Here is a 25,003-nt window from a genome sequence, read left to right as displayed (position 1 = left end):
CGCGTGGCACGAGCGGCGACGACCTCGGACGCGTTCAACGCGATCGCCGAGCCGCAGCGGCGGGAGATCCTGGTCCTGCTGCGCGGCGGCGAGCAGCCGGTGACCGAGCTGGCGCGCGACCTGGGGATGAGCCAGCCGCAGGCGTCGAAGCACCTGCGGGTGCTCCGCGAGGTCGGGCTCGTGCGGGTCCGCGTGGCGGGCAAGCAGCGGTTGTACGACCTGGATGCGCGGGGGCTGCGCCCGGTGCACGAGTGGCTGGGCGGCTTCGAGCGGTTCTGGAGCGGGAGCTTCGACCGGCTGGCCGCGTACGTGGAGGACCTGAAACAGGACTCGGGAGGACCGACCGGATGACGACGACCAGTAGCGACCGCGAGATCGTGGTGTCGCGGTCCATCGACGCTCCGCGGGAGCTGGTGTTCGAGGCGTTCACGCAGGTCCGGCACCTTTCGCGGTGGTGGGGCCCTGACGGGTTCTCCACGACCACGCGCTCCTTCGAGTTCCGCGCCGGCGGGGCCTGGGACTTCGTGATGCACGGGCCGGACGGCACCGACTACCAGGAGTGGATCACCTGGGAGGAGATCGTGCCGCCGGAGCGGATCGCGCTGCGGCACGGCGCGTTCCGCGACGACCCCGACGCGTTCGACTCGGTCCTGGCGTTCGAACAGGTCGGCCCCGAGACCCGGATCGTGATGCGCACCGTCTTCCCCAGCAAGGAGCTCCGCGACGAGGCGGTGGAGAAGTACCACGCGATCGAGGGCGGCCAGCAGACGCTGCGCAACCTGGCGACGTACGTCGCCGAACTCACCTCGAAGGGAACGGGGAGCTGATGGCCGGGAAGGTGTTCTTCAGCGTCACGATGTCGCTCGACGGGTTCATGGCGCCGGACGACGTGCCGCTGGACGTCGTGTTCTCGCCGGAGGGTCGGACCGATCCGCGGGCCCAGCGCTGGATGACGAAGTGGTCGGAGCTGCAGGCGTGGGCGTTCCCGCTGCGGTGGTTCCGGGAGAACCTCCACCTCGGCGAGGGTGGCGAGGAGGGCGTCGACAACGACATCGCGCGGGCGACGTACGAGCGGACCGGCGTGAGCGTCATGGGCAAGCGGATGTTCGACGGCGGCGAGCGGGCGTGGCCGGAGGAGGCCCCCTTCCACACGCCGGTCTTCGTCGTGACCCACGAGCGACGTGACCCGTGGGAGCGGCCGGGCGGCACCACGTTCCACTTCGTGAACGACGGCATCGAGAGCGCGCTCGACCAGGCTCGCGAGTCGGCCGGTGACCGGGACGTCCGCATCGCCGGCGGCGGCGAGACGATCCAGGAGTACCTGGACGCCGGCCTGGTCGACGAGTTCTCGGTGACGCTCGCGCCCGTCCTGTTCGGCACCGGCATCCGCCTGTTCGACCGCGTGGACCCCGACCGCCTGACCCTGACCCAGCTCAGCTCGACGGCCTCAGCCCGGGTGACTCACCTGACCTACACCGTGACCAAGCGATAACCACCCACCCCGACAGTGACGATCTCTGGACGTCGGGGGCTTGCCCGCCGGCGGGGCTGGGATGGGGCCCGGGGCCACCCATCACAGCGGACCACAGGGATGGGGGTCCGGGGGCTTGCCCGCCGGCCGGGGGTCTGGGGGCTTGGCCCCCAGAAGGCGCAGCGATGGGGATGAACCGGCGAGCGCGCTCCGCGAGCGCGCACCGCCGATCCCCGAGCGTGGAGGTGCCGGGAATCGAACCCGGGTCCTCCTTTGCGTCACAAGGGCTTCTCCGTGCGCAGTCCGCTGTGCCTCTACTCGGATCCACCGGTCCCGCGGACGAGCCGGTGTGACGATCCCAGTCGCTGTTTGGTGTCCCTCGCGGTTCCGCGACCGAACCGCGAGGTGAAGCCCCCTAGATGATGCCGGACACCGGAGCGGGGACGCCCCCGGGCCGACAGCCAATCAGATCAGGCCGCGAGGGCGTAATCGTTGGCAGTGCGCTTATCAGCGGCACTTATTGGTTTGCAACGCATGGTTAACGAGCTCATCGTTGCCTTCCTCGGCACGCTTCCCCTTGGTCTGCTTCAGGAGTCGAAACCGTTCACCCCCTTCTGCGCCCGTTGCCGGGCGTCCGAGGAGTTTAACGCGTCCGGGCCGGCGGATCATCCCGGTTCTCCAGTCCCGCTCGGACGTGGGCGATGAGGGCGCGGCCGGCAGGGCTGACGGGGCGGGCGGAGGGCCAGACGAGATCGATGCGGCCGCGCAGCGGCGGGTCGAGGTCGATCGCCGTCAGCCCGTCGACGAAGGGGACGACGGACGCTGGTACGAGTGCCACGCCGAGCCCGCGGACGGCGAGTTCGCCCAGCATGGCGGGGGTGCCGGCTTCGTAGGCGATCCGGGGTGCGACGCCTGCGGCGGCGAGTGCCGCGTCGATGCCGGCGCGCAGGCCGGTGCCGACGGGCAGGGCGATGACGGGCCGGTCGGCGAGCTCGGCGAGGTGGACGCGGGCGCGGCCGGCGAGCGGGTCGTCGGGGCCGATGCCGGCGACGATGGGTTCGTCGCTCAGCGGGATGGCGGCGATGCCGGGTGGTGGGTCGCCGACGACGCCGACGATGGCGAGGTCGCTGCGACCGTCGAGCAGGGCGGTGAGCCGTTCCGCGCCGCGGCCTTCGGTGAGGGAGACCTCGACGCCGGGGTGGGCGCGGGCGAAGGAGGCGAGCAGGTCGGGCAGCTGCGGAGGTAGGCCGCTGCCGACGACGCCGACGTTGACCCGGCCCTGCAGGAGGCCGCGGTGGGCGGTGACGGTCTCGCGGATCCGGCCGATGGCGGCCACCGCCGTGCGTGCTTCCGCGAGCACCGCTTCGCCGACGGCGGTGGGTCGTACGCCGGTCGGCGCGCGGTCGAGCAGCGGTTCGCCGAGCTCGTGCTCGAGCTTGCGGATCTGGGCGCTGACGGCCGGCTGCGAGACGTGCAGGCGCGCGGCGGCGCGCGTGAAGCTCCCCTCGTCGACGACGGCGACGAGGTAGTCGAGCTGATGCAGCTCCATAAGCACTCATTATGCATGACATCAGATCCATGTCTTGGACTTCTGGTCAGGCCAGGTTGATCGTGGGGTCATGTCCACGACGACCATGACCACCATCCGTCCTGGCGAGCCCGGCTACGACGAGGCCCGCCTCGGCTTCCAGACCCACCGCAGCCACCGTCCGGCCGCGGTCGTGGTCGCCCGCTCCGCCGACGACGTCGTCGCCGGGGTGCGCGCGGCCCGGCAGGCCGGCCGGCGAGTCGCCGTGCAGGCCACGGGGCACGGGGTCGCCGCGGTCGACGACGAGGCGATCCTGATCAGCACCCGGGCGCTGGACGCAGTGGGTGTCGACCCGGTGGCGCGGACCGCGCGGATCGAGGCGGGCGCCCGGTGGGGCGCTGTCATCGCGGCCGCCGCGCAGCACGGGCTGGCTCCGCTGTCGGGCAGCTCGCCCGACGTCGGCGCGGCCGGGTACCTGGTGCACGGCGGCATCGGCCTGCTGGGCCGCCGGCACGGGTACGCGGCCGAGCACGTCCGCGCGTTCGAGATCGTCACGCCCGACGGCGAGCAGCGCCGCGTGACCGACGGTGACCTGTTCTGGGCGTTGCGCGGGGGCGGCGGGTCGTTCGGCATCGTGACGGCGGTCGAGATCGACCTGCTGTCGCTGACCACGGTGTTCGGGGGTGCGCTGCACCTGCCCGCGACGGCGGCGACGCTGCGCGGTTGGCGGGACTGGGCGGTCGATGTTCCCGAGGGGATGTCGACCTCGGCGGCCGTCGCGGCGTTCGCGGACCCGACCCTGGTGGTGCGCGTCGCCTACGAGGGCCCGTCGCCGGAGGGAGAGCGCCTGGTGGCACCGCTGCGCGGACTGGCAGAACCCCTGCGCGACGAGCTGCGCGAGCTGCCGTGGACCGAGAGCCACACGATCCACAGCGACCCGTCGGGGCCGGTGGCGAGCCGCTCGACGACCGTGGCGCTGCAGGCGCTGCCCGACGCGGTGCTCGACGCGGCCACGGCCACGCAGGGACAGGGCGTGCCGCGGATCGTGGAGTTCCGCCGGATGGGCGGGGCGTTCACGCGGCCGAGCGCGGCCGGTCCGCTGCGCCGCGACGCGGAGTGGACCGCCGGCACCATCTCGATCATGGCGCCCGGCGTCGACCCGGCGGCGGTCGACCGGCTGGACGCGCAGTTCCGCGCCGCCGCGGCGTCCGAGACGGTGGGCCGGCTGGCGAACCTGCTGCTCGGCGAGGGCGCCGACCCGGCCGCGGTCGCGCAGGCGTACACCCCGGCGGACCTGGCGCGGCTGCAGCGGATCCGCGCAGAGGTGGACCCGGACGGCGTGCTGGCACCGGGCGCGCCCCTCCCGTCCTGACGACGTCACACATCGAGTGCGGTCCTCACACATGCTGCAACGTGTGTGCGGACCGCACTCGGTGTGTGACGTCGCTAGGCGACGCCGAGCAACCGCGCCGGGGTGTCGTGCAGGACCGCGCGCAGCCAGGGCGCGCCGAGGCGGTCGTCGCGCTCCGCCCAACCTGCGACGGCCGCCACCTGCTCCGCGTACGGGTACGGGATGTTGGGGAAGTCGGTGCCGAAGACGACGCGGTCGCCGAGGTCCGCGAGCTGCGCGGGCCAGTCGGCGGGCAGCTGGATGATCTCCTCGGTGAACGCGGTGCCGACCATCGTCGTGTCGAGGTGGACGTGCTCGAAGCGGTGCACGAGGTCGAGCGCCGCGGCGAACTCCGGCATGCCGGCGTGCGCCAGCACCACGGGCAGCCGCGGGTGCTCGGCCAGCACCTCGCCGAACACGTCGAGGCCGGTGTGCGTGCCCGGGATCGGGCCGTGGCCGCAGTGCACCATCGCGGGCACCCCGGCCTCGGCGAGCAGCCCCCACGCCGGCCGCAGCAGCTCGTCGCGCGGGTCGAACGCCCCCACCTGGACGTGCACCTTCACCAGCCGCGCCCCGGCCTCGACGGCCGCACCGAGGTACTCGACGACGTCCGGCTCCGGGTAGAGCGTGGCCGTCGGCACGGCGGCCGGGGTGCGCGCCGCGAACTCGGTGACCCACTCGGTGAGCCAGCGACCCATGCCCGGCTTGTGCGGGTACACCAGCGGCGCGAACCCGATCACGCCGAGCTTCTCCAGCACCGCGATCCGCTCGTCCTCGGGCAGCCGGTAGGCGATCGGCCAGTCGCGCCCGTAGTGGACGGCGGCGTCGTCGAAGTACGACCAGACCTTCGCCAGCATCCGTTCAGGCAGGAAGTGCACGTGCGCGTCGACGATGCCGGGCACGCCGAGCTCCCCCAGGAACCGCGGCACGTCGGCGTCCGACGCGGGTGGGATCACCGGCGCAGGTCCCGTGCCCGGCCCTTCGCCGCACGCCCGAAGGCGCGCGCCATCTCGCGGTCGGCGTCGCGCTTGGCGAGGTCGGTGCGCTTGTCGTAGGTCTTCTTGCCCCGCGCGAGCGCTAGCTCGCACTTGACCTTGCCGTCGTTGAAGTACAGCGACAGCGGGACGAGCGTGAGGCTGGACTCGCGGATCTTGCCGATCAGCCGCTCGATCTCCTCGCGGTGCAGCAGCAGCTTGCGGACGCGGCGCGGCTCGTGGTTCGTCCAGGTGCCGAGGTGGTACTCGGGGATGTTCAGCCCGCGCAGGAACACCTCGCCGTCGTCGACGGTCGCGTAGGCGTCGACCAGCGAGACCCGCCCCTCCCGCAGGCTCTTCACCTCGGTGCCGACGAGCGCGACGCCCGCCTCGTACGTGTCGAGGACCGCGTAGTCGTGTCGCGCCCGGCGGTTCTGCGCGATCACCTTGCGCCCCTTTTCCTTCACCACCGAACCACCTTACGCCCAGGAAGGAAGCCAGTTCCGGACGTGATGGGCGTCCGGCAGGTCGGCCAGGTAAGCGCGGAACGCGGCCAGACCCGGGTGCCGGTCGCCCGCACGCCACATCAGCGAGTTCGGGTACGCGGGCGTCGGATCGACGACGGGGATGCGGCTGACCTCGGCCCGCGACGGCCACGCGATCCGGGTGCGGGCGCCGATGAGACTGGCGAGTTCGGGGTCAGCGGCGACGGTCTCCACGAGGTGGTGCGATCCGAAGTTCGGCCCCGCGGTGTCGATCTCCAGGCCGAACTCCGCGACCAGTGCGTCGTAGTAGGTCGCCCACTCCGTTCCCGGTACGGCCCCGGGGATCCACAGCGGCGGCAGCTCGCTGGGCCGGATGGTCTCGACGGCCGCGAGCGGGTGCCTGGGCCCGACCATGAGCTCGAGCGGCTCGTCGTACACGCGGGCGTGGTCGAGCCCGGGTGGCACCGCGGCGGGATCGACGACGCAGCAGAACGACGCGTCGATCGCACCCGTGAGCAGCGCCTCCCCGGCCGCCGCGAGGCCCGGGAGGGTGCACATCTCGACCTCGACCTCGGGATGGCGGGCGTGGAACGCGACGAGCAGGTCCGCGGCAGCGCTGCGGCGGCCGATCACGTCCACCCGCAGTGGTCCCGACGGGGCGAGCGCCGCCACGGCCGCGTCGGCAGCCGCCACCACGGCACGGGCGTGCGGCAGGAACGCCTGCCCGTCGGCGGACAGGGCGGTCCGCCCGCCCGTGCGGTCCAGAAGTGTGACGCCGAGCTGCCGTTCCAGCGCGGCGATCCGCTTCGACACCGCCTGCTGGCTGACGCCGAGCCGGTCGGCCGCGACGACGAACCGGGCGCCGTCGGCGACGAGCAGGAACGCCCGCACCGCGTCCGTGTGCACGCCGCGAGCGTAGGAGACAACCGACGGTGGTCGCCGACGGCTCGACGGCTGTTTGCCGGCAATCACCCGACCGCGATCTGCTCGCCGCGTGGGGGACGTGCGGTGGTTGAGCAGAGCGTTCACGGTCAGCACCTTCGGCTCGATGCTCGCGCTCGACGCGTTCCCGTTGATCGCGGTCGTCGTGCTGCACGCGAGTGCCACCCAGGTGTCGGGGCTCGCGGCGCTGGGCGCGCTCGCCGCACTCGCGGCGGTGCCGCTCGGCCCGTGGGTCGAGTTCCGCCGCAAGCGGCCGGTGCTCGTCGGCGCCGACCTGGTGCGCTGCGCGGTGCTCGGGTCAGTGGTGGTGGCTGCTGTCGTAGGCGTGCTCTCGTTCGCGCACCTCGTGGTGGCCGCCGTCGCCGTTGCGGTGACGGCCGTGGCAGCCGGCGCGGCGAGTGGTGCTCACCTGCGGGCGCTCGTCCCGCCCGACCGGCTCGCGGCCGTCGGCGGCCGGTTCGAGCAGGTCACCTGGCTGTCGACGGCCCTTGGTCCGCCGCTGGGCGGCGCGCTCGTCGGCGTACTCGGGCAGGCCGTGACGGCGGCTGTGGACGCGACCAGCTACCTGCTGTCGGCACTGTGCCTGCGCGCGATCCGGACGCCGGAGCCCGTGCCGGCGCGAAGCAGCGGGAGCAGGCTCGCCGACCTCGTCCGCGGTTGGCGCGTGATCGGCGCCGACCCCGAGCTGCGGACGCTGCTCGCCAACAACGCGCTGGTGGCGGCCTTGATCATGGCGACCGCACCGCTCATGGCGCACCTGATGCTCGGCGAGCTGGGGTTCAGCGCGTTCGCGTACGGGCTGGCGTTCGGGCTGCCGTGCCTGGGTGGCTCCATCGGCGCCCGGCTCTCCCGCCGCCTCGACCCCGACCGGGTGCTCCGCGTGGCCGGGGTGCTGCGCGCGGCATGGATCTGGCCGCTCGCGTTCACCATGCCCGGGCTGGCCGGACTGCTGCTCGTGATGATGGCCCAGACGGCGACGGTCACGGCGATGGGCGTGTTCAACCCGCTGCTCTTCGCCCGCCGGCTGCGCCGCCCCGCGTCCGGGGACGTGGCGCGGGTGCTCCTCGCCTGGACGGTGACCACCCGGCTGGTGACGGCCGTGCTCGTGGCGACCTGGGGATTGCTGGCCGCCATGGTCGGGACCCGCGTCGCCGTCGGGATCGCCGGAATCGCCCTCCTGCTGACGCCGGCGTTGCTACCATGGAACCGGAGTGCTTCCACCATGGAGGACCGATGAGCCTGAACATCAAGAACGAGGAGACCCACCGGCTCGCGCGCGAGCTGGCGGAGTTGACCGGGGAGAGCATCACGGAGGCGGTCACGAGGGCCCTGAAGGAGCGGCTCTCCCGGGAACGCAACTCCGAGGACCGGAGCAAGGAGCGTGCGGAGGCGATCCTCGCGATGGGGCGTGAGATAGCCGCCCGGATGCCACCCGAATGGCGCACGATGGATGTCGACGAGTACCTGTACGACGAGAACGGCTTGCCCAAGTGATCATAGACTCGTCGGCGATCATCGCCATCGTGCGTGCCGAGCCGGATGCGTGGATGTACGCCGAGGCCATGACAGCGGCGGACGAGCTGTCGGTATCGGCGGCGACCTACCTCGAGGCCGCCATCGTGGCCGATGCCGGGCGGGATCCGGTGTCGATCCGAACGTTCGACAACATCTTCCGGCAAAACCGGATCTCGATCGAGCCGACGACGCCCGAACAAGCGATGATCGCTCGTGCGGCATACCGTGACTTCGGCCGCGGCAGCGGTCACCCCGCGAAGCTCAACTTCGGCGACTGCTTCTCCTACGCCCTGGCGAGCGTGACCGGCCGGCCGCTGCTGTTCAAGGGCGACGACTTCACCCACACCGACATCACTTCGGCGCTGCGGAAGTGACTACAGCCGCACGTACGCCCGCAGCGTGACGTAGCCGGTGACCGCGGCGATGCCGGCGCCGATCATCACCAGGATCGGCGAGACCCACAGCACGTCGGAGACCTGGATCGGCGGCACCACGTTGTCGGCGACGATGCCCGACAGCAGCGAGTCGATGAACAGGAACTTCCCCACCAGCAGGCCGGCGGCCGCGAGGATCGCACCGATGACACCGGTGACGACGGCCTCGATGAGGAACGGCAGCTGCGTGTACCAGCGGGTGGCGCCGACGAGCCGCATGACGCCGACCTCGGTGCGCCGCGTGTACGCCGACACCTGGACGGTGTTGGAGATCAGCAGCAGCGCCGCGATGGCCTGCACGAGGGCCAGCGCGAAGGTCACGTTCCGCACGCCGCCGAGGAAGTCGAACAGCTTCGCGACGATCTCCCGCTGGTCGATCACCGTGCGCACGCCGACCTGTCCTTGCATGGCCTGCTTGACGGCGGCGCCGCCGGCGTCGGTGGAGCCGCCGGAGTCGGCGAGCTTGACGCGCAGCGCGGCCGGCAGCGACTGGGGGCGCAGCAGGTCGGCCAGCGCCTGACCGGCGAAGAGCCGTTTGTAGTTCTCGTAGGCCTGCTGCTGGTTCTCGAACGTCACCGACGCCACCAGCGGCGACTTCTCGAGCGTCTGCTTGAGCCCGGTGCAGATCGGCTGGCTGCAGTCGGTGTCCGCGGCCGAGACGTCCTGGGTGAGCGTCACGCGGACCTCGACGCGGCTGGAGTACAGGTCCTCCGTACGGTCGATCGTGCGCACCGCCAGCAACCCCGTGCCGACGAGGCCCAGCGAGATCGCGGTGGTGAGGATCATCGCGACCGTCATCGTGACGTTGCGGCGCAGCCCGGTCAGTACCTCGCGGACGACGAAGTCGGCGCGCACTAGCGCCCCACCCCGTACACGCCGCGGGCCTCGTCGCGGACGACGTGGCCTGTGTCGAGCTCGACGACGCGGCGGCGCATCGAGTCGACGATCGAGTGGTCGTGGGTGGCCATGAGCACCGTGGTGCCCGTGCGGTTGATGCGCTCCAGCAGCAGCATGATGTCCTGGCTGGTGTCGGGGTCGAGGTTGCCGGTCGGCTCGTCGGCGAGCAGCACGAGCGGCCGGTTGACGAACGCGCGCGCGATCGCGACGCGCTGCTGCTCGCCACCGGAGAGCTCGTTCGGCATGCGGTCGGCCTTGCCGGTCAGTCCGACGAGGTCGAGCACCTCGGGCACGACCTTGCGGATCGTGGGCGTCGGCTTGCCGATCACCTCGAGCGCGAACGCGACGTTCTCGCCGACCGACTTGTTCGGCAGCAGCCGGAAGTCCTGGAACACGCAGCCGATCCGCTGCCGCAGGCGCGGCACGCGCCGGCGCGGCAGCTTCGCCACGTTGAGGTCGGAGACGAAGATGTTGCCCTTCGTGGGCACGTCCTCGCGCAGCAGCAGGCGCAGGAACGTCGACTTCCCCGACCCCGACGGGCCGATGAGGAAGACGAACTCGCCCTTCTCGATGTTCACCGACACCCTGTCCAGCGCCGGGCGCGTGGAGGACTTGTAGAGCTTGGTGACGCGTTCCAGGCGGATCACGGACGCGAACGCTACCGGCGGGCCGAGACCTCTCCGTGACCAGGGGTGCTCCGACCATGCCCGTCACGTGGCAGCCGCGTGCTCAGCAGAGCGTTGTCCCATGCGCTGGGGAGCCGCTGGCCCGGAGCGGACGCGATCAGTTCGTGGACGCGCCGCGCCGCCAGCGGATGCCCGCCTCGATGAACCCGTCGATCGCGCCGTCGAGCACGGCAGCGGGGTTGTTGACCTCGTACTCGGTGCGCAGGTCCTTCACCATCTGGTACGGGTGCAGCACGTAGGAGCGCATCTGGTTGCCCCAGGACGCCGAGGTGTTGTCCTTGAGTGCGTCCATCTCGGCGCGCTGCTCCTCCTGGCGCCGCGCCAGCAGCTTGGCCTGCAGCACCAGCATCGCGGAGGCCTTGTTCTGGATCTGCGAGCGCTCGTTCTGGCAGGAGACCACGATGCCGGTGGGCAGGTGGGTCAGCCGCACCGCGGAGTCGGTGGTGTTGACGCCCTGCCCGCCCGGCCCCGACGAGCGGTAGACGTCGACCCGCAGGTCCTTCTCGTCGATCTCCACGGCGTCGTCCTGCTCGACGACGGGCAGCACCTCGACGTCGGCGAACGAGGTCTGCCGGCGGCCCTGGTTGTCGAACGGGGAGATGCGCACGAGCCGGTGGGTGCCCTGCTCGACCGACAGCGTGCCGTACGCGTACGGGGCGTGGACCTGGAACGTGGCGGACTTGATGCCCGCCTCCTCCGCGTACGAGGTGTCGTAGACCTCTGTGGAGTAGTTGTGCTGCTCGGCCCACCGCAGGTACATGCGCAGGAGCATCTCGGCGAAGTCCGCCGCGTCGACGCCACCGGCGCCGGACCGGATCGTCACCATCGCCTCGCGCTGGTCGTACTGGCCCGACAGCAGGGTGCGCACCTCCAGCGCGGAGATGTCCTCGCGCAGCTTGGCCCGCTCGGCGTCGGCGTCGGCGCCCGCGGCCTCGTCACCTTCGTCCTCGGCCAGCTCGTACAGGACGGGGAGGTCCTCCAGCCGGCGGCGCAGGTCCTCCAGGCGGCGCAGGTCGCCCTGGGCGTGCGCCAGGCGGCTGGTGACCTTCTGCGCGGCTGCGGGCTCGTTCCACAGGTCGGGCTGGCCGGCCTGGTCCTCCAGGTCGGCGATCTCCGACCGCAGCCGGGGGAGGTCGGCGACCGCCTCGATGCTCTCCAGCGTGGTAGTGAGCTCTTTCAGGTCGGCGGCGACGTCGGGGTTCACAACAGTCCAGGTTACGCGGACTGCTGGCACGCCTCGGACACGGCGTCCAGCAGCTTCAGCACCGCCCGGGTGTGCCCCACCGCGAACTCGGCGACCGCCCGCTCCACCGGATCCTGCGCGGCCCGCACGGCCGCCCGCTCGGTCGCGAGCCGCTCCCGGTAGGCGTCGCGCGCCGACCGGACCAGCTCGTCGCGGTCGTCGGCGGCCAACCACCGGGCGTGCAGCAACCGCAGCACCAGCGGGCTGCGCAGCGCGTCCGTGCCGCTGCCCGCCGTGAGCCACGCCTTGAACGCCCGCCGCCCGGCCGCGGTGATCGCGTACTTCCGCGACGCCCGCGGCCCCGGCTCCCCCGGCTTGGTCAGTCCGGCGTCGGCCAGCACCGGCAGCTCGCGGTAGATCTGGCTCCTCGTCACCGAGAAGAACGCCCCGAACCGCTCCCCCGCCTCCGCCACCAGCTGCCCACCCGTCCGCGGACCCTCGTGCAGCAGGCCGAGCAGGGCAGCAGCGGTGGCGTTGACAGTCGTCGGAACGGTGGGCATGCCCACACGGTGCCAGGACAGCGGCCCGGTCGCAGGGTGAGCGACCGGGCTGTCGGGTGGATCAGGTTGACGCTACTTCTGCCAGCCGATGTTCTCCGGCGTGGTGGTGAAGAAGCGGACCGCGCCCGAGTTCGCCAACCCGTTCTTGACGGCGACGATGTACGGCAGGTTCACCGTGGGCAGGACGCCGTAGGTGGCCAGCGTGACCTGCTCCACCGAGGGAGCTCGGGCGAACTGCTCCTCCGCGGTGGGCAGCGCGCCCACCTCCTTGATCAGCGCGTCGTTCTTCGGATCGTTGACCTTCGAACGGATGAGCGTGCTGTTGGAGCAGTAGGTCTGGCAGAGGTACGCCAGCGCGAACGGATCGGTCTGCGAGACGCCGGAGTAGAAGATGTCGAAGTCGCCGGTGGTGATGGCCTTCGAGTAGTCGGAGCTCGGGATGTTCCTGATCTGGACGTCGACCCCGACCGGCTTCAGCATCGCCTGGGTACCGCCGGAGAGCGCCTTGCCCAGCGTGGAGTCACCGGTGTTCACGTAGGTCAGCTGCAGCCGCTGGCCGTTCTTCGTCCGGATGCCGTCAGGTCCGGGGGCCCAGCCGGCGGCGTCGAGGTCCTTCTTCGCCTGCTCGGGGTTGTACGGGATCACCTTGTCGACGACGTCGGCGTAGCCCTTCTGGAAGGGCAGCAGCAGCATCGAGCCCTGCGGGTCGGCCGTGTAGTCGAGCCCGTTGAAGTGGAACGCGGCGATCTGGCGGCGGTCGATCGCCTCCAGCACGGCCTTGCGCACCTGGATGTCCGACAGGATGGGGCTGCCGCCGTTCAGGGTGTAGAAGTCCACCTGCAGCGACGGGCCCTTGCGGATCTCGGTGCCGGCCTGCCCCTTCAGCTGCGCGTACTCGTCCTTGGTGTTGATCGCGACGGCATCGATCTGGCCGTTGCGGAACGCGTTGATCTCGGCGGTGTCCTCGAGCACGACGAACGTCCGGGTGTCGAGCTTCCCGGGCTTGCCCCACCACTTCGGGTTGCGCTCGAAGATGATGGTGCCGTTCTGCTTGTCGAACTTCTGGATCTGGTACGGACCGGCGCCCCACTCGTTGTGCGGCGTGTCGATGTAGCCCTTGTTGTAGACGTCGGGCGACGCCGCCTTCGGGTTCAGCACGTAGTTGAACAGGCCCTGCCACCACACCCACACACCGTTGAAGGTGACGACGGCCTGCCGGTCGTCGACGCCGCGGGTGACCGACGAGATGCGGTCGTACCCGTCGGTGGAGCTGACCGAGTACGACTCGTCGGTGCCGTTGCTGGTCTTCCAGGTCGCCTCGAACGCCGTCCAGTCGATCGGCGAGCCGTCGTTGTAGGTGGCCTTCGGGTTGATCGTGTAGGTGATCTTCGTGTTGCCGCCGACCGTCTCCTGCTTGACGTCGGTCAGGTAGTCCGGGTTGAACACGGCGTCGCCGTCGGCGGTGAACGTGATCAGGACGGGGTTGTACCAGCGCCAGACGTTGCTCGTGTAGAGCGTGCCGTCGCCGTGGAACGTGTTGAACTGGGCCGTGATCTCCGGGAGCGCGGTGGTGAGCGCGCCGCCGTCCTTGATGTTCTCGTAGGGCTGCGGGTTGTACCCGGTCTGCGCGGCGAGCTGCTCCTGCGTGAGCGGCGGCGCGCCCCTGTCCGCGCCCCCGCAGGCCGCCAGGGTGACGGCCGCCGCGAGAGCCACCACGATTGCGCCGATCTTCTTCCGCCCGGTCATGTGCCCGCTCCGTCCCCAACGGCCCCGTACCGCGTTCGGGCGCACAGTAGTACGCGAACTGCAGTAGTTGCGTGCGCACCGACGGAACGTCCGCGCAGGTGACCGATTGGTCCGTATGACGCTTGCATTCGCGACACCGGTGGGCGTCGATGCGTCGGACTTCACACCAATCTCACGTCGGCCGACGCAGGGTACCGGCCAGTAGCCCAGTAGGCACGGCGTTTCCGCCTGGTGGGCGTGGCCCGCGCCACCGACCGGGGCGTCGCGAGCCACCCGATCGCCCAGTCGGTTCGACGACCTCGATCCGCCTGCACGCGAGAGAAAGCGAGCGTCCCCGCACGTGCTGAGATATCTCCTCCGCCGGTCGGTGGGCTGGCTGGCGATGATCGTGGTCGCGACCAACCTGACGTACTTCCTGGCGAACGCGTTCCTGGACCCGCGCGCGAACTACCTGCAGCTGCGGCCGCCGCGCTCGCCCGAGGAGATCGCGATCTCGCTGCAGCGCTACAACCTGGACCCGGGCACCCCGCTGCTGGGCCGCTGGTGGACGTGGATCACGGGCATCGTCACGCGCTGGGACTGGGGCGCGTCGCCGATCGGCGAGAGCGTCAACGGCGAGATCGCGTTCCGCATCGGCGTGAGCGCCCAGCTGGTGTTCTTCTCGGTCGTGCTGTCGACGGTGATCGGCATCGGGCTCGGCGTCTACACCGCGTCGCGCCAGTACAAGTTCTCCGACCGGTTCTCACAGGGCCTGTCGATCATCACGCTGAACATCCCGCCGGCGGTCGCGGGGCTCGCGGTGGTGCTCGTCGCGATCGCGATCAACCAGTCCGTCGGCAACACGCTGTTCTTCGTTGCCGGCGCGCAGTCGCCGACGGTCAGCGGGTTCTGGCCGACGGTGGTCGACCGCATCCAGCACCTGGTGCTCCCGACGATCTCGTTGACGGTCATCAGCTACGCGAGCTATCACCTGCTGCAGCGGTCGCTGCTGCTGGACAACATCAACTCCGACTTCGTGCGCACCGCCCGGGCCAAGGGCCTGACCAGGGCGGAGGCGATCCGTCGGCACGGGCTGCGCACGTCGCTGATCCCGGTGGCGACGTCGATCGCGTTCGCCATCCCGGCTCTGTTCACCGGCGCCGTGATCACGGAGCGGATCTTCGCCTGGCAGGGGATGGGCCAGTACTTCGTGACGACGATCGCCAAGAACGACATCCACGGCGCGGTCGGAGTCGCCGCGTTCGGCGCGCTGATGACCGCCATCGGTGCCATGCTCGCCGACATCGCAGTGGTGGCGCTGGATCCGAGGGTGCGGGTGGCCTGATGACGATGAACGTCCCCGAGCTGGCCCCCACCGTCGACGTGGGCGCCGAGCTGACGCTGGAGGAGCAGCAGACCACCCGTCGCAAGCGGCTCACCCGCCGGCAGCTGTACGTGCGCCGGTTCCTGCGCAACCGCGGGGCCGTGGTCGGGCTGGTCGTGCTGGTGCTGCTCGTGCTGTTCTGCGTGCTGGGCGGGTTCCTGACCAGCTGGACCTACTCCGACGTCGACTTCACCTCGCTCACCGTCCCGCCGTCGGCCGATCACTGGTTCGGCACCAACGGCGCCGGCAACGACACGTTCGCCCAGTCGGTGCACGGCCTGCAGCGGTCGCTGACGATCGCGCTGATCGTGTCGCTGCTGACCACGTTCATCGCCGCGTTCGTCGGCTGCGCGGCGGCCTACCTGCGCGGCAACGCCGAGAAGGCCATCCTCGGCGTCATCCACTTCCTGCTGGTGGTGCCGTCGTTCCTGATCCTGGCGCTGGTGTCCAACCGGGCAGGCGGCGACTGGCGGGTGCTGATCATCGGGCTCACCGTGCTCGGCTGGATGTACAACGCCCGCGTCGTGTGGGCCCTGGCGACGTCGCTGCGCGAGCGCGAGTACGTGCAGGCCGCGCGCTTCATGGGGGTCGGCGCGATGCGGATCGTGCTCCGCCACCTGATCCCCAACATCGGCTCGCTGCTGATCATCACATTCACGCTCGGGGTGGTCGCCACCGTGCTCGGCGAGACGGCGCTGTCGTTCATCGGGTTCGGGGTGCAGATCCCCGACGTCTCCCTCGGCACGATGCTGGCCGACGGCTCCAGCACGATGTCCAGCGCGCCGTGGCTCTTCTACTTCCCGGCCGGGCTGCTCACCCTGCTCACCACGTCGATGGCGCTGATCGGCGACGGGCTGCGCGACGCGCTCGATCCCACGTCGAGGTCGGGAGGGCGGGCATGAGCGAGCTTGCGAGCGAATACTCAGCACAGAACGCGCCGTTCGGACGCGAGTCCCTCATCCTCGACGCGCCGCTGTCCGGCGAGCCGATCCTGACCGTCCGCGACCTGGAGGTCTCGTTCCCCTCCGAGGCGGGCACGGTGCGCGCGGTGCGCGGCGTCGACCTGGACCTCTACCCGGGCCGCACGCTCGGCATCGTCGGCGAGTCGGGCTCCGGCAAGTCGGTCACGTCGATGGCGATCATGGGCCTGCTGCCCGAGTACGCGTCGATCAAGGGCTCGATCCTGCTGGGCGGGCGCGAGCTGCTCGGCCTGGACGACAAGGAGATGTCCCGCGTCCGCGGCCGCGAGCTCGGGATGATCTTCCAGGACCCGTTGTCGTCGCTGACCCCGATCTTCACGGTCGGCCGCCAGATCGTCGAGGCGCTGCAGATCCACCAGCAGCTGCCGAAGGCGCAGGCCGAGAAGCGGGCCGTCGAGCTGCTCGACCTCGTCGGGATCCCGAACCCGAAGGCCCGGTTCGGCGCCTTCCCGCACGAGTTCTCCGGCGGTATGCGCCAGCGCGTCGTCATCGCGATGGCGATCGCCAACGACCCGGCCGTGATCATCGCCGACGAGCCGACGACCGCGCTCGACGTCACCGTTCAGGCCCAGATCCTCGACGTGCTCAAGGTGGCGCGGCGCGAGACCGGCGCCGCCGTCGTCCTGATCACCCACGACCTCGGCGTCGTGGCCGGCTCGGCCGACGACGTCATGGTCATGTACGCCGGCCGTCCGGTCGAGCGCGGACCCGTCGACGAGCTGTTCACCCGCCCGCGCATGCCCTACACGATCGGGCTGCTCGGCGCGGTGCCGCGAATCGACGCGCGCGAGCGCACCCCGCTCGTCCCGATCAGCGGCAACCCGCCGCTGCTGGTGGACCTGCCGCCCGGCTGCCCGTTCGTGCCGCGCTGTCCCGCGTCGATCGACGCCTGCTCGGCGGAGGAGCCGCCGCTGCGGCTCGTCGGGGGCTCCGGACTCGCCGAGCACACCGCGGCCTGCGTGCGCGCCCACGAGATCGACGACGGCGCGATCGACGGCGAGCCGGTGTTCCCGGTGCCCGTGATCCCGGAGGCCGCCCACCCCGCGATCGCGCGCGCGGAGCGCGAGACGGTGCTGGAGCTGCAGGGCGTCTCGAAGACGTTCCCGCTGCTCAAGGGGGCACTGCTCAAGCGCAGGGTCGGGTCGGTGCACGCCGTCGTCGACGTCGACCTCGAGATCCGCACCGGGGAGACGCTGGCGCTGGTCGGCGAGTCGGGCTGCGGCAAGACGACGACGCTGCTCGAGATCATGAACCTGCGCCCGCCCGAGAAGGGCACGCTCACCGTCGCGGGCACCGACGTGGCCACCCTCCGCGGCCGGGCGGACGAGCGCGCGCTGCGCCGCGACATCCAGATGGTCTTCCAGGACCCGATGGGCGCGCTCGACCCGCGGCTGACCGTCTTCGACATCCTCGCCGAACCGCTGCAGGCCGCGGGCGAGGACGATCGCAAGGTCATCGCGGCACGCGTCGAGGAGCTGATGGGCCTGGTCGGGCTGGACCCCGACCAGAGCGACCGGTTCCCCACCGCGTTCTCCGGCGGGCAGCGCCAGCGCATCGGGATCGCCCGGGCGCTCGCCACCAACCCGCGCGTCGTCGTGCTCGACGAGCCCGTCTCCGCCCTCGACGTCTCCATCCAGGCCGGCGTCATCAACCTGCTCGACGGGCTGAAGGCCAAGCTCGGCCTCTCCTACCTGTTCGTCGCGCACGACCTGTCCGTCGTGCGGCACATCTCCGACCGGGTGGCCGTGATGTACCTCGGCCGCATCGTCGAGATCGGGGCCGTCGACGCGGTCTTCGAGGACCCGCAGCACCCGTACACGCAGGCCCTGCTCTCGGCCATCCCCGTACCGGACCCCCAGGTGGAACGCACCCGCGAGCGGATCCTGCTGCGCGGCGACGTCCCCAGCCCCACGGACGCGTCGCCCGGCTGCCGGTTCGTCGGCCGCTGCCCGCTGCACCTGACGCTCGACGAGCCGCAGCGCGAACGCTGCCGCGGCGAGACCCCCGCGCTGACCGGGGACGGAACGTCCGACCACCGCAACGCCTGCCACTACCGCTGACCACCAGGGGGATCACCATGCGCTCGTTCAGGAGGATCGCGGCCGTCGCGGCGACCGCAACGCTGGCGGTGACGATCGCCGCCTGCGGCGGAGGCGGCAACGGGGCCGGCGCCCCGCCCGTGGCGGGCGAGGCGTCGAGCATCAACGCGCAGCCGCGCGACAACATCAAGGACGGCGGCACCTTCACCGAAGCGCTGATCGAGATCTCCACCCAGTTCAACCAGTTCCAGGGCGACGCCACCCTGTACAGCCGCATCGTGGCGCGGATGTACACCCCGGAGCTGATCTCCTTCACCGAGGACGGGGGCGTGCAGTACAACCGCGACTACCTCGCCTCCGACCCGAAGGAGGAGACGGTCGACGGCAACACCCGGATCACGTACACGATCAACCCGAAGGCCACCTGGAACGACGGCTCGCCGATCGACTGGACCGCGTTCGAGGCCACCTGGAAGACCAACAACGGCAAGGACAAGGCCTACTCGGTCCTGTCGAGCGACGGCTACGACCGCATCGCGTCGGTCACCCGCGGTGCCGACGACAAGCAGGCCGTCGTCACGTTCAACGGCCTGTGGGTGTGGTGGCCGGGCCTCTTCAACTGGGTCCTGAACCCGAAGGCCGCCGACCCCAAGACGTTCAACGAGGGCTTCCTCAACGAGCCGCACAACGAGTGGGGCGCGGGCCCATACCAGATCCAGAAGTGGGACAAGCAGAACAGCACCCTCGTCTTCGAGCGCAACCCGAAGTGGTGGGGCGAGCCGGGCAAGCTCGACACGCACACGATCCTCGGGATGGACACCCCGGCCGCGGTCAACGCGTTCAAGAACGGCCAGCTCGACGCCGTCTACACGCCGAACGCCGAGCAGGTCAACCAGCTGAAGGACGTCGCAGGCGCGGAGAAGCGCACCGCGACGCGGGCATCGCTCTACCTGCTCCAGTTCAACGCGAAGACGCCCGCGCTCGCCGACCCGGCCGTGCGCAAGGCACTCATGGAGGGCGTCGACCGCGGCCAGATCGCGAAGATCGTCTTCCAGGGCCTGGACTACACCGAGAAGGTGCCCGGCTCGCTGGCGCTGCTGCCCGGCCAGGAGGGCTACCAGGACAACTTCCCGAAGGTGGTCACCTTCGACACGCGCAAGGCGAAGGCCGACCTCGACGCCGCCGGCTACCCGGCCGGCCCGGACGGGATGCGGGCCAAGGACGGCAAGCCGCTGCAGTTCGACTTCGTCTACACCGGTGAGACGGCCACGAAGAAGGCTGTCGGCGCCGCCGTCGTCAAGATGATGAAGGACATCGGCGTGACCGCGAACGTGCGGGCGCTGCCGGCGTCGGAGTTCTCCTCGGTCATCGCCAACCGCTCGTTCGACGTGTTCTTCAACGGCTTCGCGCAGAGCGACCCGTACGGCGTCGCGTACTTCTGCCAGCTGTACTGCACCGACAGCCAGCTGAACCTCTCGCAGTCCGGCAACGCCGACCTCGACGCCAAGATCAAGGCCGTCGGCACCCTGCCGACGCAGAAGGAGCAGATCGCCAAGGCCAACGAGGTCGAGGTCGAGGCCTTCGGCACCTACGGCCTGATGCCGATCTACAGCGGCGCCGACATCGCGTTCGTCAAGAAGGGCCTCGCCAACTACGGCCCGGACTGGGGCGGCGGGGCCACGTACTACAACCCGCGGCCGGAGAACGTGGGTTGGCAGAAGTAGCACGTACCTGAGGCGACGAGCTCGGCATCCTTGCGGGTGCCGGGCTCGTTCGCTACTCCAGCACGTCCACCCAGCCCCCCGACCGCCAGTACTCCCCCTCGCCCCGGGACAGCAGGCCGTGGTCGACGAGGTAGCGCCGCAGCGTGACGTGGTCGGCAGTGCCTCCCTCGGTCCACACGCGCAGCACCGCATCGATCTCGCGCTCGGGGAAGTGGCGGCCGGGTTCGAAGCTCTGCACGATGCGTTCGAGGACGAGGCGGCGCTTGCTCTCCTGCGCCGGCAATCCGATGAGGCGGCCGTCGCGCACGAACCGGTCGACGACGTCCTCGGCGACGGGTTCTTCCGGGGCTGCGGCCTTCGCGGCCTCCGTGAACAGGCCCTCGCGCACCGCGAGGTGCTCGTCGACGAGCCCGCCGGCCTGCAGCCGCGCGATGGCCACAACGGTCTCGCGGGTGGAGAGGCCGGTCGCGTCGGCCACCGCTCCCGGTGTGGTCGCCCCGAGCACGAGCGCGGCGAACACGCGCCGCCGGGCGGGCTCGGCCAGCAGGCCCACGAGCGCGGCGGCGTCCATGGCTCGGACGGTACCGCGGGCACCGGCCTTCCACCCGGCGTCATCGGGTCGCCGGGCGCCGTCACGGTAGGGTCACCGACCATGCGCACCGAGCGGGTCACGATCAGCCTGCCGGCCGATCTGCTGGCCGCCGCGCGCCAGGCCGTCGCGCACGGCGCCGCGCCCAGCATCTCGGCCTACGTCGCCGACGCGTTGTCGGCCCGCCAGCTCCGCGAGCGGTCCCTCGCCACGCTGGCCACGCTCTACGGCGGCCCACCGCCGCCGGACGAGCTGGACGAGGCGCGTCGCACCCTGCGCCTCGTGCCGCCCGCGGCCGCCGTCTGAGGGGGAGCGGAGATGATCGGGGGACGCGTCCTCGACGCCAGCGCGCTCGCCGCGTTCGCGACCGGCCGGCCCGTCTACATGCGGGCGCTGGTGTGGGCGGCCGTCGAGGCGAACATCGTGCTCGCGGTGCCCAGCGCGGCGCTCGGCCGGGCGTGGGCGCTCGTCGAGCCGGAGCACCACGACGCGCTGCGGGTGCTGCTGGACCTGCCCAACACGGTGATCGACGAGCTCTCCCCCGCGTCCGCCCGCGAGTCGGGCATGCTGCTCGCCGCGTCCGGCCAGGACGACATCGCCGCCGGTCAGGTGGCCGCCAGCGCCCGACGCCGCGGCTGGCCGGCCGTCACCGGCGAACCCGGCTCGCTCCGCAAGATCGACATCACGGTGGCGATCGAGGAGCTTCCCTGAGCTGATCGGGGCGGGCCAGATCGCGCGCTGTCGTCGCGACGAGGTGCAGCGCGCACGGCCACCGCTCGGCGGCGCGCAGCTGCGAGCGGCAACCGCGGCACCGGCCGTCCTGGTCGGCGACGTGCAGCTCGATCAGCCGCGCCCACGCTTCGGGGTGCGGCACCAGTTCCCGGGCCACGGCCTGCAGGACGTCCACCCGTCGAGCGTCGTATCCAGCCGGTGACGATCACACCCCGCCGCGTGCGCAATCGTCATGCGTACTCCCCGTCCAATGGGGAGTACGGTCACCGCGTGCCACGCCGCGCAGATCAGGTCGCACTGGCCGCACGGCTGCGGGCGGCCGACGCGTCGGCCGCGTCGATCGGTCTCGCGCTGCGCGAGACGTACGGGATCAACGCCCGGCTCGCCCAGCGCCTCGCCCGCGGCTGGACCCAGGAGGAGACCGCCGCCGAGTGGTCCCGCCGCTGGCCGGACGACCCCAAGACGTTCAAGAACGTCTCGTACTGGGAGAACTGGCCCGGCCCCACCGGGCACGCGCCGTCGCTCGCCGTGCTGGACCGGCTGGCGCAGCTCTACGAGTGCGACGTCGCCGACCTCGTCGCCGACTGGGGCAACCACGCTCCTGCCCGACCCACCGACGACCCCGTCGAGTCGGAGACGTGGGCGTGGCAGGTCGAGCACCTGGCGCTGCCGGAGCTGACGCGCAGCGTCGCGGACTGGGCCGAGCGGTTTCCTGAGCGCCGGAGGCGCGAGTTCCTGCTCACCCTGAGCACGGCGGCGTCGATCGCTGCCGCGTCCGATCACCTGGAGGGAAGCCGCACCAGGACGGCGCGCCCGCGGGGAGACGCGCAGGAGCTCGCCGGCAGGTGGATCAGCCGGTACCGGTACCCGAGCACGAGTCGAAAGGCCGAGTTCAGCGGCCAGCACGAGATCGACCTCGTCGCGCGCGAAGGCCGATTGGTCGGTCGAAGCCTGCCGCAGGACGGCGGCAGCGTGCTGGATCTGGAGCTGACGGTCGAAGGCATGCTGGCGAGCGGATCCTGGGTGGAGCGCACGTCCCCGACCGGTCACTACCGGGCGGCAACGTTCCACGGACTGATCCAGCTGGTCGTCGACCCGACGGCCCGCGTCATGCAGGGTCGATGGCTCGGGATCAGCCGCCGCTACACGATCAAGTCGGGCGAGTGGGAGCTGGAACGACTTGCGCAGGCGAGCCCGTGACGACAGCGACCACTTGCGTACCGCTCGCGATCTCGCCGGATGCGGCCATGTCGAACAACGCGTAGAGCATCTTCCCGACGTAGACGTGATCCAGGCTGAGCCCGTGCCGAACGGTCATGTCACCGAGGAACTCGTCCAGCAGCTCCGAACGCTTGGCGTATCCGCCGTGGTGGAACCGGTGATCGATCGACCAGTTGCCGAGCCTCTCGCCGAGCACCTCCACGTGCAGCGCGTCGACGACGCCGTTCAGGTACTCGGCTCCGCGGAGGACGCTGATGCCGAGGGCGCGCTGGCCAGGACCGATCCCGGCGGCGACACCCGCGAGGGTTCCACCCGTGCCGACGGGCGTGACGAGGAGATCGAAAGGGCGCTCGATCTCAGCCACGAGTTCGGCGCAGCCCCGGAGGGCCGAGGCGCTCGTACCACCCTCAGGGAGGAGGTGGAAGTCGCCGTGCACCGCGCGCAGCTCGTCGATGACGGAGGGATCGGTCTTGCGTCGGTAGGTTCGGCGGTCGAGGTACTCCAGGGTCATGCCGTCGTCGACGCAGGCCGCCAACAGGCTGTTGTAGGGCCGTTCCTCGCCGCGCACCACACCGATCGTGCGTACGCCGGCGAGGCGACCCCAAGCGGCAACGGCACGGAGGTGGTTGGAGTACGCACCGCCGAAGGTCAGCACGGTCGTGGCGCCGGCTCGGCGGACCTCGGCCTCGAGGTACCGCAGCTTGCGGAACTTGTTTCCGCTGATCACCGGCGCGATGAGATCGTCGCGCTTCAGCGCGAGCGAAACTCCGCCGAGCCGCTCGTCGACCAGGTCGGCGAGCGGCGAAGGCAACGCGAGCGACATGCTCGACATGCGCCCAGCGTAGGTCGTCATCACTCGGCGGGCGCCGAGCGCTGATCAAGGGCAAAAGGGCGTTGTTCGATCTTGCAGAGCGACATTTTGCCCTTGATCGACACCCACTCCGGTGCCGCCGACCCTGGCGAGCGGATTGGGCACGCAAGCGGGTGTGCTCGACATGCTCAGCCCTCCGGCTCCCTGAACCGCTCCCGCAGCCGCTGAAGCTCCGCCTCCGTCAACCCGTTCGCGAGGAGCCAGCCCGCCGCCCCGCCGTGGGTCTCGTCCAGCTCGGCGAGGAGGTCGGCCATGGTCTGCGCCTGGGGGCGGTGGCGGTCGAGGGCGTCCGGGTCGGGCATGGGCGTGCCGGCGGCTGTCGTCCAGCGCCGGAACATGGCCTCGACGTGCATGGCGGAGAGGGCGTAGTCGGCGATGACGGCGTCGCGTTCGACACCGACGGCGTCGAGCACGAGGGCGACGACGGTGCCGGTGCGGTCCTTGCCGGCCGCGCAGTGGACGAGCGCGGGTCCGGCGTCGACGGCGGCGAGGAGGCGGACGGCCTCGACGACGTTGCCGGGGTGGTCGGTGAGGTAGCCGCGGTAGATCTCCAGGTAGCTGAGCTTGACACCTTCGGGCAGCGCCTCGCGGCTCTCGCCGATGAGGGTGAGCTCGGCGCGGTCGACGCCGTCGTGGACGAACCGGCCGTTCAGCTCGATCTCGTCGGGTCTGCGCAGGTCCAGGACCAGCCGCAGGCCGTACTCCTCGACGAGGTAGGCGAGGTCGGCGGGCGTCAGGTGCTCGTGACTGGGGTTGGCGGTGCGCAGCAGCACGCCGTAGCGCGTGCGGCCGCCGCCGCGCAGGGGTAGCCCGCCGACGTCGCGGGCGTTGTCGACACCGTCCAGGGGCAGCAGTCGATCGTCGATCACGCCCCTCACGCTAACTCGGCCGGGCACCGATCAGGTGTTCAGAAGCCGCGCGACCCCGGTCTTCGCCAGCACGAGCGCGTCGAGCTTGGTCAGGTCGCCGCCGTTGGGGGTGAGGAAGACGAAGTTCATCAGCTGGTCCTTCGCGACCACGCTGATCAGCACCGCCCGGAACCCCTCGCCGCTGAGCGTCCACGAGGTGGCCCGCTCGCCCTTCACCTGGCTGCGCACGTCCTCGGGGTCGGAGATGCTCACGGCGGTGCCGCCGAGCGTGCCCTTCGCGCAGTCCAGACCGTCGGCGAACGCGTCGAACGCGGACCCGGCTGTGGCCGCGTCGGAGAAGACGGACAGCGTCTGCTGCAGCCGGTCGCCGCTCTCGCCCTGCAGGGCGGTGCCGATGCGGTGCGCGTCCGGGAACCGGGCGACGACGCCGGTGCCGCCGCAGACCGCGGGTGCGCTGGCGTTCGGTGTGGGCTGCTGAGGTGAGGCGCGCCAGCCCTTGCCGACCTCCGCCGGCCGCAGCAGGGCCGCCTTGAGCTGGTCGAGCCGGGCCTCCGGCGACACGGTGGGCGCGGGCGGCTGGGGACGGCCCGGCTCGAGGGTGGACGTGGCCGCGGCGGGTCCGGGGAAGGGCGGAGCGGCCACCGGGGTGCCCGCGATGGACGAGCCGATGGTCAGCTGCGCCACGCCGACGAGCAGCAGGACGCCGACGACACCGGCCAGTACCGCACGGAGTGTAGGCACGGGCAAGGAGCGTAGGCGGGTCGGTGGACGCCGCTTGCGACGCCCCATGCCAAACCGTGACCG

General features: G+C 71.2%; 28 protein-coding genes and 1 other RNA gene. 14 read left to right on the top strand and 15 right to left on the bottom strand.

Annotated features, from left to right (window positions below):
* The first annotated feature begins 3 nt into the window (after positions 1-3).
* Genes ACQEVB_RS13260 through ACQEVB_RS13250 form a run of 3 tightly spaced genes read left to right on the top strand, consistent with a single transcriptional unit; the run spans position 4 to position 1,492 of the window.
* Positions 4-351: an ArsR/SmtB family transcription factor gene (locus ACQEVB_RS13260; protein ID WP_432969746.1), complete on the top strand. Its 348-nt coding sequence runs from the start codon at positions 4-6 to the stop codon at positions 349-351.
* Positions 348-827 (top strand): SRPBCC family protein, encoded by a 480-nt coding sequence (locus tag ACQEVB_RS13255; protein ID WP_432969743.1) that lies wholly within the window; start codon positions 348-350, stop codon positions 825-827. Before ACQEVB_RS13260 ends, ACQEVB_RS13255 begins: the two co-directional genes overlap by 4 nt.
* Positions 827-1,492, top strand: coding sequence for a dihydrofolate reductase family protein (locus tag ACQEVB_RS13250; protein WP_432969740.1), 666 nt, complete (start codon positions 827-829; stop codon positions 1,490-1,492). Before ACQEVB_RS13255 ends, ACQEVB_RS13250 begins: the two co-directional genes overlap by 1 nt.
* A gap of 216 nt (positions 1,493-1,708) precedes the next feature.
* On the opposite strand, the gene ssrA is transcribed toward ACQEVB_RS13250, so the two are convergent.
* Both ssrA and ACQEVB_RS13240 read right to left on the bottom strand, forming a co-directional pair.
* Positions 1,709-2,083, bottom strand: a transfer-messenger RNA (tmRNA) gene (ssrA, locus tag ACQEVB_RS13245).
* Positions 2,084-2,114: 31 nt separating this feature from the next.
* Positions 2,115-3,020, bottom strand: coding sequence for a LysR family transcriptional regulator (locus ACQEVB_RS13240; protein ID WP_432969737.1), 906 nt, complete (start codon positions 3,018-3,020; stop codon positions 2,115-2,117).
* 70 nt (positions 3,021-3,090) lie between these two features.
* On the opposite strand from ACQEVB_RS13240, the gene ACQEVB_RS13235 reads away from it, so the two are divergent.
* Positions 3,091-4,371, top strand: a complete 1,281-nt coding sequence (locus ACQEVB_RS13235) for an FAD-binding oxidoreductase (RefSeq protein WP_432969734.1) — start codon at positions 3,091-3,093, stop codon at positions 4,369-4,371.
* 74 nt (positions 4,372-4,445) lie between these two features.
* Here the strand turns inward: ACQEVB_RS13235 and ACQEVB_RS13230 are convergent, their stop codons facing one another.
* Genes ACQEVB_RS13230 through ACQEVB_RS13220 form a run of 3 tightly spaced genes read right to left on the bottom strand, consistent with a single transcriptional unit; the run spans position 4,446 to position 6,754 of the window.
* On the bottom strand, positions 4,446-5,342 hold the full coding sequence (locus ACQEVB_RS13230) for an amidohydrolase family protein (protein WP_432980334.1): 897 nt from the start codon (positions 5,340-5,342) through the stop codon (positions 4,446-4,448).
* Positions 5,342-5,833, bottom strand: coding sequence for an SsrA-binding protein SmpB (gene smpB / locus ACQEVB_RS13225; RefSeq protein WP_432969731.1), 492 nt, complete (start codon positions 5,831-5,833; stop codon positions 5,342-5,344). The genes ACQEVB_RS13230 and smpB overlap by 1 nt, the downstream gene beginning before the upstream one ends.
* Before the next feature lie 9 nt (positions 5,834-5,842).
* Positions 5,843-6,754 carry a LysR family transcriptional regulator gene (locus tag ACQEVB_RS13220; RefSeq protein WP_432969728.1) on the bottom strand — a complete coding sequence of 304 codons (912 nt, stop codon included), beginning with the start codon at positions 6,752-6,754 and terminating at the stop codon, positions 5,843-5,845.
* A gap of 97 nt (positions 6,755-6,851) precedes the next feature.
* Between ACQEVB_RS13220 and ACQEVB_RS13215 the strand changes: the two genes are divergently transcribed.
* Genes ACQEVB_RS13215 through ACQEVB_RS13205 form a run of 3 tightly spaced genes read left to right on the top strand, consistent with a single transcriptional unit; the run spans position 6,852 to position 8,679 of the window.
* Positions 6,852-8,027: an MFS transporter gene (locus tag ACQEVB_RS13215; protein ID WP_432980331.1), complete on the top strand. Its 1,176-nt coding sequence runs from the start codon at positions 6,852-6,854 to the stop codon at positions 8,025-8,027.
* A complete protein-coding gene (locus ACQEVB_RS13210) occupies positions 8,024-8,284 on the top strand; it encodes a type II toxin-antitoxin system VapB family antitoxin (protein WP_432969725.1) in 261 nt (86 codons plus the stop codon). The genes ACQEVB_RS13215 and ACQEVB_RS13210 overlap by 4 nt, the downstream gene beginning before the upstream one ends.
* A 29-nt stretch (positions 8,285-8,313) precedes the next feature.
* Positions 8,314-8,679, top strand: a complete 366-nt coding sequence (locus tag ACQEVB_RS13205; protein WP_432969722.1) for a type II toxin-antitoxin system VapC family toxin — start codon at positions 8,314-8,316, stop codon at positions 8,677-8,679.
* Here ACQEVB_RS13205 and ftsX read toward each other — a convergent pair whose 3' ends face one another.
* From ftsX to ACQEVB_RS13180, 5 genes are all read right to left on the bottom strand, one after another.
* Positions 8,680-9,594: a permease-like cell division protein FtsX gene (gene ftsX, locus ACQEVB_RS13200; RefSeq protein ID WP_432969719.1), complete on the bottom strand. Its 915-nt coding sequence runs from the start codon at positions 9,592-9,594 to the stop codon at positions 8,680-8,682.
* Positions 9,594-10,283: a cell division ATP-binding protein FtsE gene (ftsE, locus tag ACQEVB_RS13195; protein ID WP_432969716.1), complete on the bottom strand. Its 690-nt coding sequence runs from the start codon at positions 10,281-10,283 to the stop codon at positions 9,594-9,596. Before ftsE ends, ftsX begins: the two co-directional genes overlap by 1 nt.
* Positions 10,284-10,419: 136 nt before the next feature.
* Positions 10,420-11,526, bottom strand: a complete 1,107-nt coding sequence (prfB, locus tag ACQEVB_RS13190; RefSeq protein ID WP_432969713.1) for a peptide chain release factor 2 — start codon at positions 11,524-11,526, stop codon at positions 10,420-10,422.
* 11 nt (positions 11,527-11,537) lie between these two features.
* Complete coding sequence (locus ACQEVB_RS13185) at positions 11,538-12,065, bottom strand: PadR family transcriptional regulator (protein ID WP_432969710.1); 528 nt, start codon at positions 12,063-12,065, stop codon at positions 11,538-11,540.
* 72 nt (positions 12,066-12,137) lie between these two features.
* Positions 12,138-13,811 carry an ABC transporter family substrate-binding protein gene (locus ACQEVB_RS13180; RefSeq protein WP_432969707.1) on the bottom strand — a complete coding sequence of 558 codons (1,674 nt, stop codon included), beginning with the start codon at positions 13,809-13,811 and terminating at the stop codon, positions 12,138-12,140.
* A gap of 340 nt (positions 13,812-14,151) precedes the next feature.
* Here ACQEVB_RS13180 and ACQEVB_RS13175 point away from each other — a divergent pair, with 340 nt between their 5' ends.
* Genes ACQEVB_RS13175 through ACQEVB_RS13160 form a run of 4 tightly spaced genes read left to right on the top strand, consistent with a single transcriptional unit; the run spans position 14,152 to position 19,917 of the window.
* Positions 14,152-15,135: an ABC transporter permease gene (locus tag ACQEVB_RS13175; protein ID WP_432969704.1), complete on the top strand. Its 984-nt coding sequence runs from the start codon at positions 14,152-14,154 to the stop codon at positions 15,133-15,135.
* On the top strand, positions 15,135-16,076 hold the full coding sequence (locus ACQEVB_RS13170) for an ABC transporter permease (RefSeq protein WP_432969701.1): 942 nt from the start codon (positions 15,135-15,137) through the stop codon (positions 16,074-16,076). Before ACQEVB_RS13175 ends, ACQEVB_RS13170 begins: the two co-directional genes overlap by 1 nt.
* Positions 16,073-18,214 carry a dipeptide ABC transporter ATP-binding protein gene (locus ACQEVB_RS13165; RefSeq protein WP_432969698.1) on the top strand — a complete coding sequence of 714 codons (2,142 nt, stop codon included), beginning with the start codon at positions 16,073-16,075 and terminating at the stop codon, positions 18,212-18,214. Before ACQEVB_RS13170 ends, ACQEVB_RS13165 begins: the two co-directional genes overlap by 4 nt.
* Positions 18,215-18,231: 17 nt before the next feature.
* Positions 18,232-19,917: an ABC transporter family substrate-binding protein gene (locus ACQEVB_RS13160; RefSeq protein ID WP_432969695.1), complete on the top strand. Its 1,686-nt coding sequence runs from the start codon at positions 18,232-18,234 to the stop codon at positions 19,915-19,917.
* Positions 19,918-19,969: 52 nt separating this feature from the next.
* On the opposite strand, the gene ACQEVB_RS13155 is transcribed toward ACQEVB_RS13160, so the two are convergent.
* The gene (locus tag ACQEVB_RS13155; protein WP_432969692.1) at positions 19,970-20,488 is read right to left on the bottom strand and encodes a DUF2087 domain-containing protein; all 519 of its coding nucleotides are present in this window, start codon (positions 20,486-20,488) and stop codon (positions 19,970-19,972) included.
* An 81-nt stretch (positions 20,489-20,569) separates the two neighbouring features.
* Between ACQEVB_RS13155 and ACQEVB_RS13150 the strand changes: the two genes are divergently transcribed.
* Positions 20,570-20,812 carry a hypothetical protein gene (locus ACQEVB_RS13150; RefSeq protein WP_432969689.1) on the top strand — a complete coding sequence of 81 codons (243 nt, stop codon included), beginning with the start codon at positions 20,570-20,572 and terminating at the stop codon, positions 20,810-20,812.
* Between the two features lie 12 nt (positions 20,813-20,824).
* Positions 20,825-21,217, top strand: a complete 393-nt coding sequence (locus tag ACQEVB_RS13145; protein ID WP_432969686.1) for a hypothetical protein — start codon at positions 20,825-20,827, stop codon at positions 21,215-21,217.
* Here ACQEVB_RS13145 and ACQEVB_RS13140 read toward each other — a convergent pair.
* Positions 21,189-21,413: a hypothetical protein gene (locus ACQEVB_RS13140; RefSeq protein ID WP_432969683.1), complete on the bottom strand. Its 225-nt coding sequence runs from the start codon at positions 21,411-21,413 to the stop codon at positions 21,189-21,191. The two genes, ACQEVB_RS13145 and ACQEVB_RS13140, sit on opposite strands and share 29 nt — an antisense overlap.
* A gap of 95 nt (positions 21,414-21,508) precedes the next feature.
* On the opposite strand from ACQEVB_RS13140, the gene ACQEVB_RS13135 reads away from it, so the two are divergent.
* Positions 21,509-22,438, top strand: a complete 930-nt coding sequence (locus ACQEVB_RS13135; protein ID WP_432969680.1) for a helix-turn-helix domain-containing protein — start codon at positions 21,509-21,511, stop codon at positions 22,436-22,438.
* On the opposite strand, the gene ACQEVB_RS13130 is transcribed toward ACQEVB_RS13135, so the two are convergent.
* The 3 genes from ACQEVB_RS13130 to ACQEVB_RS13120 all read right to left on the bottom strand — a co-directional run bounded on the left by ACQEVB_RS13130 (position 22,389) and on the right by ACQEVB_RS13120 (position 24,940).
* Positions 22,389-23,291 carry a 1-aminocyclopropane-1-carboxylate deaminase/D-cysteine desulfhydrase gene (locus ACQEVB_RS13130; RefSeq protein ID WP_432969677.1) on the bottom strand — a complete coding sequence of 301 codons (903 nt, stop codon included), beginning with the start codon at positions 23,289-23,291 and terminating at the stop codon, positions 22,389-22,391. The two genes, ACQEVB_RS13135 and ACQEVB_RS13130, sit on opposite strands and share 50 nt — an antisense overlap.
* A 167-nt stretch (positions 23,292-23,458) precedes the next feature.
* A complete protein-coding gene (locus ACQEVB_RS13125; RefSeq protein ID WP_432969675.1) occupies positions 23,459-24,199 on the bottom strand; it encodes a tyrosine-protein phosphatase in 741 nt (246 codons plus the stop codon).
* Between the two features lie 30 nt (positions 24,200-24,229).
* Positions 24,230-24,940, bottom strand: coding sequence for a hypothetical protein (locus ACQEVB_RS13120; protein ID WP_432969672.1), 711 nt, complete (start codon positions 24,938-24,940; stop codon positions 24,230-24,232).
* Between the last annotated feature and the right edge of the window lie 63 nt (positions 24,941-25,003).

The organism is Pseudonocardia sp. CA-107938, assembly GCF_050936315.1.
GTDB lineage: Bacteria > Actinomycetota > Actinomycetes > Mycobacteriales > Pseudonocardiaceae > Pseudonocardia.
This window is presented reverse-complemented; position numbering and strand designations above follow the sequence as displayed.

Bases quoted from the DNA above. Each gene is read 5' to 3' on its own strand.
- ACQEVB_RS13255 (WP_432969743.1), top strand. From the start codon at position 348: ATGACGACGACCAGTAGCGACCGCGAGATCGTGGTGTCGCGGTCCATC.
- ACQEVB_RS13250 (WP_432969740.1), top strand. From the start codon at position 827: ATGGCCGGGAAGGTGTTCTTCAGCGTCACGATGTCGCTCGACGGGTTC.
- ACQEVB_RS13240 (WP_432969737.1), bottom strand. From the start codon at position 3,020: ATGGAGCTGCATCAGCTCGACTACCTCGTCGCCGTCGTCGACGAGGGG.
- ACQEVB_RS13235 (WP_432969734.1), top strand. From the start codon at position 3,091: ATGTCCACGACGACCATGACCACCATCCGTCCTGGCGAGCCCGGCTAC.
- ACQEVB_RS13210 (WP_432969725.1), top strand. From the start codon at position 8,024: ATGAGCCTGAACATCAAGAACGAGGAGACCCACCGGCTCGCGCGCGAG.
- ACQEVB_RS13185 (WP_432969710.1), bottom strand. From the start codon at position 12,065: ATGCCCACCGTTCCGACGACTGTCAACGCCACCGCTGCTGCCCTGCTC.
- ACQEVB_RS13180 (WP_432969707.1), bottom strand. From the start codon at position 13,811: ATGACCGGGCGGAAGAAGATCGGCGCAATCGTGGTGGCTCTCGCGGCG.
- ACQEVB_RS13170 (WP_432969701.1), top strand. From the start codon at position 15,135: ATGACGATGAACGTCCCCGAGCTGGCCCCCACCGTCGACGTGGGCGCC.
- ACQEVB_RS13165 (WP_432969698.1), top strand. From the start codon at position 16,073: ATGAGCGAGCTTGCGAGCGAATACTCAGCACAGAACGCGCCGTTCGGA.
- ACQEVB_RS13160 (WP_432969695.1), top strand. From the start codon at position 18,232: ATGCGCTCGTTCAGGAGGATCGCGGCCGTCGCGGCGACCGCAACGCTG.
- ACQEVB_RS13155 (WP_432969692.1), bottom strand. From the start codon at position 20,488: ATGGACGCCGCCGCGCTCGTGGGCCTGCTGGCCGAGCCCGCCCGGCGG.
- ACQEVB_RS13150 (WP_432969689.1), top strand. From the start codon at position 20,570: ATGCGCACCGAGCGGGTCACGATCAGCCTGCCGGCCGATCTGCTGGCC.
- ACQEVB_RS13145 (WP_432969686.1), top strand. From the start codon at position 20,825: ATGATCGGGGGACGCGTCCTCGACGCCAGCGCGCTCGCCGCGTTCGCG.
- ACQEVB_RS13130 (WP_432969677.1), bottom strand. From the start codon at position 23,291: ATGTCGAGCATGTCGCTCGCGTTGCCTTCGCCGCTCGCCGACCTGGTC.